The organism is Pseudomonas sp. A-1 (assembly GCF_004801855.1).
Taxonomy (GTDB): Bacteria; Pseudomonadota; Gammaproteobacteria; order Pseudomonadales; family Pseudomonadaceae; genus Geopseudomonas.
In genome coordinates this window covers 1-5206 of record NZ_SSTC01000153.1, presented here as the reverse complement: position 1 = coordinate 5206, position 5206 = coordinate 1, and the positions used below count along the sequence as shown (strand labels likewise).

4 protein-coding genes and 1 riboswitch are annotated in these 5206 nt (G+C 69.5%); of the genes, 1 reads left to right on the top strand and 3 read right to left on the bottom strand.

All coding sequences use genetic code 11. The annotated features are described in order from the left end of the window. The 3 genes from E5198_RS20270 to ahcY form a co-directional block, all read right to left on the bottom strand. A partial coding sequence (locus E5198_RS20270) for a DEAD/DEAH box helicase (protein WP_136491723.1) occupies positions 1-1720 on the bottom strand: 1720 nt, incomplete at its 3' end. 238 nt (positions 1721-1958) lie between these two features. Next, entirely contained in the window at positions 1959-2804 is an 846-nt protein-coding gene (metF, locus tag E5198_RS20265; protein WP_136491722.1) for a methylenetetrahydrofolate reductase [NAD(P)H], read from the bottom strand. Positions 2805-2908: 104 nt separating this feature from the next. Then, a complete protein-coding gene (ahcY, locus tag E5198_RS20260; RefSeq protein ID WP_136491721.1) occupies positions 2909-4312 on the bottom strand; it encodes an adenosylhomocysteinase in 1404 nt (467 codons plus the stop codon). An 8-nt stretch (positions 4313-4320) separates the two neighbouring features. After that, a riboswitch (S-adenosyl-L-homocysteine riboswitch) is annotated at positions 4321-4445 on the bottom strand. Positions 4446-4612: 167 nt separating this feature from the next. On the opposite strand from ahcY, the gene E5198_RS20255 reads away from it, so the two are divergent. Next, positions 4613-5059, top strand: coding sequence for a cytochrome c (locus E5198_RS20255; protein WP_136491720.1), 447 nt, complete (start codon positions 4613-4615; stop codon positions 5057-5059). Positions 5060-5206: the final 147 nt, after the last annotated feature.

The following is a 5206-nucleotide window of genomic DNA, read 5'->3' as shown; positions in this document are numbered from 1 at the left end:
GGCCGAGGTCGCCGCGGCGCTGGCCGCCGCCGGCATTCTGCCGGGCACCGCCCTGGCCGCGCGGGGCATTGCCGCCGCCCTGCGGACGAGCGCCGCGGCCCTGCTTCTTGCCCTGGTAGGGGCTGACGTACTCGACGCTGTTGCCGAAGTTGTCGTACTCGTCGTCGAGGAAGGCCTCCGGATCGCGGTCGGGGCGGGTCGGCAACGGCAGTTCGCCCGGCGCCAGCTGGACCGCCGCCGGCTGGCCGCCGCGGCGCTCGTTGCGGCCCTGTCCCTGCGCCTGGCCCTGACCGCCGCGGCGGTTGCGCGACTTGTCGCCGCCCTGGGCGGCCTGGCCCTGCGGGCGATCGCCGCGAGCCGGCTTGGCCGACGGCTTGTCCGCCTTCTCGCCGCGGGCCGGTCTGGCGGCCTTGTCGGTCTTGTCGCCCCTCGGCTTGTCGCCCTTCTCGCCCTTGGCGGCGCGCGGGGCGCGCTCCTTGCGTTCCTGCTGCGGCAGGTCCTTGCGGCCGTGGCCACGGCCCTGGCGCGGCGGCCGCTCGTCGCTGTCGGCCGGCGCGGCGTCCACCACCTGGCTGGGGTCGAAGCCCTGCATGTCGCCTTCGGGGATGCGCTGCTTGGTCAGGCGCTCGATGGCCTTGAGCAGCTTGTCCTCGTCCGGGGACACCAGCGAGATCGCCTCGCCGCTGCGTCCGGCGCGTCCGGTGCGGCCGATGCGGTGGACGTAGTCCTCCTCGACGTTGGGCAGCTCGTAGTTGACCACGTGCGGCAGCTGGTCGATGTCCAGGCCGCGGGCGGCGATGTCGGTGGCCACCAGGATGCGCACGCTGTTGGCCTTGAAGTCGGCCAGCGCCTTGGTGCGCGCGTTCTGGCTCTTGTTGCCGTGGATCGCGGCGGCCGGCAGGCCCTGCTTGCACAGGTACTCGGCCAGGCGGTTGGCGCCGTGCTTGGTGCGGGTGAACACCAGCACCTGCTCCCAGGTGCCGACGGTCACCAGGTGGGCGAGCAGGGCGCGCTTCTGGGTGGCGGCGATGCGGAACATGCGCTGCTCGATGCGCTCCACCGTGGTGTTCGGCGGGGTCACCTCGATGCGCTCGGGGTTGTGCAGCAGCTTGCCGGCGAGATCGGTGATGTCCTTGGAGAAGGTCGCCGAGAACAGCAGGTTCTGGCGCTTGGCCGGCAGCTTGGCGAGCACCTTCTTGACGTCGTGGATGAAGCCCATGTCGAGCATGCGGTCGGCCTCGTCGAGGACGAGGATCTCCACGTGGCTGAGGTCGATGGCCTTCTGGTTGGCCAGGTCGAGCAGGCGGCCGGGGCAGGCGACCAGCACGTCGAGGCCCTTGGCGACGGCCTGGACCTGCGGGTTCATGCCGACGCCGCCGAAGATGCACGCGCTCTTCAGCGGCAGGTCGCGGGCGTACAGCTTGAAGCTGTCGTGGACCTGGGCGGCCAGCTCGCGGGTCGGGGTCAGCACCAGCACGCGCGGCTGCTTGGCGGCGTGGCGGTGTTCGCGGTCCGGGTGGCCGCCCGGGAACAGCAGTTCGAGCACCGGCAGGGCGAAGCCGCCGGTCTTGCCGGTGCCGGTCTGCGCGGCGACCATCAGGTCGCGGCCCTGCAGGACGGCGGGAATGGCGCGCTGCTGCACCGGGGTGGGCTGGGTGTAGCCGGCGGCCTCGACGGCGCGGGCCAGGGCCTCGGAGAGACCGAGGGAAGTAAAGGACATGCGGGGTTCCTGTTTCACGTCGGCAACCCGCCGACTCGGGGGGGATCGACCCAGCCTCTGGCCGGTAGATCCCGCGCGCATCATCATCGACTGCGAACAGGGCATGGATTCGGACCATGCCCCCGCCCGACGGCCATCGCCCTGCGCCGGGCGGTGGTCTGGACGGAGGTCCGTAGCGTTGCGAGCCGCCGTCCGCGCCGATGGCGCGGACGGGCGCTCTGAGCCCGGGGGCTCGACCTCAGCGGGGCAGCTTGAGGTTGTTCCAGATCGCCAGGCTCGGTTCGGCCTGGTTCAGGGTGTAGAAGTGCAGGCCCGGGGCACCGCCGGCGAGCAGTTTCTCGCACATCTCGGTGATCACCTGTTCGCCGAACGCCTGGATGCTGGCGAGGTCGTCGCCGTAGGCTTCCAGCTGCTTGCGGATCCAGCGCGGGATCTCGGCGCCGCAGGCGTCGGAGAAACGCGCCAGCTTGCTGTAGTTGGTGATCGGCATGATACCCGGAACGATCGGGATTTCGACACCCAGCTTGCGCACGCGTTCCACGAAATAGAAGTAGCAGTCGGCGTTGAAGAAGTACTGGGTGATCGCGCTGTCGGCGCCGGCCTGGGCCTTGCGCACGAAATTACGCAGATCATCCTCGAAACTGCGCGCCTGCGGGTGGACTTCCGGATAGGCGGCAACCTCGATATGGAAATGCTCGCCGGTTTCCGCGCGGATGAACTCGACCAGCTCGTTGGCGTAGCGCAGCTCGCCGCTGGCCATGCCCATGCCCGAGGGCAGGTCGCCGCGCAGGGCGACGATGCGCTGGATGCCGGCGTCCTTGTAGGTGGCCAGCAGCTCGCGCAGCTCGGCCTTGCTGTCGCCGACGCAGGACAGGTGCGGCGCGGTCGGCACCTTCACCTCGCCGTCGAGCTGCAGCACGGTGTTCAGCGTGCGGTCGCGCGTCGAGCCGCCGGCGCCATAGGTGCAGGAGAAGAAATCGGGGTTGTAGCCGGCCAGTTGGCGGGCCACGGTCAGCAGTTTTTCGTGCCCGGCTTCGGTCTTGGTCGGGAAGAACTCGAAGCTGTAGCGGCGTTCCTGGGACATGGAAGGGATTCCTTGGGCGTAGGGTGGAAGACGGCCGCAGGCCTCTTCCACCGTGTGCTGCCGGTGGTGGAAAACCGCTGTCGCGGGTTTTCCACCCTGCGGGATCAGTAGCGGTAGCTGTCCGGCTTGAACGGGCCTTCGACGGTCACGCCGATGTACTCGGCCTGCTTGCCGGTCAGGCGGGTGACCACGCCACCGAAGCCCTTGACCATCTCCAGCGCCACTTCCTCGTCGAGCTTCTTCGGCAGCACCTCGACGGTCAGGCGCTGGGCCTTCTCGGCGGCCGGCAGGTCGGCGAAGCGCGCGCCGTACAGGTGGATCTGCGCCAGCACCTGGTTGGCGAAGGAGCCGTCCATGATCCGGCTCGGGTGGCCGGTGGCGTTGCCCAGGTTCACCAGGCGGCCTTCGGCCAGCAGGATCAGGTAGTCGTCGTTGGTCGGGTCGATGTCCTTGCCGGTGCGGTGGATCTTGTGCACCTGCGGCTTGACCTCTTCCCAGCCCCAGTTGGCGCGCATGAAGGCGGTGTCGATTTCGTTGTCGAAGTGGCCGATGTTGCACACCACGGCGCGCTTCTTCAGCGCCTTGAGCATGTTGGCGTCGCAGACGTTGACGTTGCCGGTGGTGGTGACGATCAGGTCGATCTTGCCGAGCAGCGCCTTGTCGATGCTGGCCTCGCTGCCGTCGTTGTCGCCGTCGAGGTAGGGGGAAACCACCTCGAAGCCGTCCATGCACGCCTGCATGGCGCAGATCGGGTCGATCTCGGACACCTTGACGATCATGCCTTCCTGGCGCAGCGACTGCGCCGAGCCCTTGCCCACGTCGCCGTAGCCGATCACCAGCGCCTGCTTGCCGGACAGCAGGTGGTCGGTGCCGCGCTTGATGGCGTCGTTGAGGCTGTGGCGGCAGCCGTACTTGTTGTCGTTCTTGCTCTTGGTCACCGAGTCGTTGACGTTGATCGCCGGGACTTTCAGGGTGCCGGCCTTGAGCATGTCGAGCAGGCGGTGCACGCCGGTGGTGGTTTCCTCGGTGATGCCGTGGATCCGCTCCAGCATCGCCGGGTAGCGCTCGTGGAGGATCTGGGTCAGGTCACCGCCGTCGTCCAGCACCATGTTGGCGTCCCACGGCTGGCCGTCCTTGAGGATGGTCTGCTCGATGCACCACTCGTACTCCTCCTCGGTCTCGCCCTTCCAGGCGAACACCGGGATGCCGGCGGCGGCGATGGCGGCGGCGGCCTGGTCCTGGGTGGAGAAGATGTTGCAGGACGACCAGCGCACCTCGGCGCCGAGGGCCACCAGGGTCTCGATCAGCACCGCGGTCTGGATGGTCATGTGGATGCAGCCGAGGATCTTCGCGCCGGCCAGCGGCTTCTCCGCGGCGTACTTGCGGCGCAGGCCCATCAGCGCCGGCATCTCGGACTCGGCGATGATGATCTCGCGACGGCCCCAGTCGGCCAGGGCAATGTCGGCAACCTTGTAATCGGCAAAAGCAGCGCTCATGCGTATCTCCATTCGTGATTGGCGAATGGGCGCCGTTGAAGTCAGGAACGGACGCAGGCTGCGTGCCGTGGCGACAGCCCGTCCGAGCCTGACAGGTGCCGGTGCATCGACCGGCGGAAACCCTGCTGCAGCGCCCCTCGGACGGGAGGCGGGTGCGGCCGGAGGCCGCGGGGAGCCCGGATTATAGCGGCGCACGCGGCCGTGCCCAAGTTTTCCGTACGTGCGGCGCCCCGACGCGCCCGCAGGCCTTGGCCCGCAGGAGCGATGCGCGGATACTGTCGCGCGTTTTCGACCCGACCCCCGCGAGTAGCCATGATTGCCCGAACCCTGCTGTTGCTGGCCCTGAGCGGCCTGACCCTGACCGCCTGCGACCGTGTCGACCCCAACTCGCCGCTGGGCCAGCGCCAGGCGCTGTTCAAGCAGATGCTCAACACCAGCGAGGACCTCGGCGGCATGCTGCGCGGCCGCATCGGCTTCGACGAGCAGCGCTTCGCCGAGGGCGCCGCCAGGCTCGATGCGCTGTCGCGCCAGCCCTGGCAGCACTTCCCGCAGGTGCGCGAGGAGGACAGCAGCGCCCGCGACGAGGTGTGGCAGCGTCAGGAGCGCTTCCAGCAGCTGGCCCGCGACCTCGAGGCGAGCACCGCGGCGCTGGTCGCCGCCACCACCGCCCGGCCGCTCGAGGCCAAGGCCCTGGCCGCGCCGGTCGATCGCGTGGAGAAGGCCTGCAAGGCCTGCCACGAGGAATTCCGCATCTACTGAAAGCCGCGCACGCCGGCGACCTGCAGCCGGCGGCGCAGCTCGCCCACCTCGGGATGGGCGAAGAACGCCTGCAGCTGCGTGGCCTGCCGGGCGCTGGCGCCGGCGGCCCGCCAGTCCGCGGCGCTGCGCGCCGCCAGCGTCGCCCAG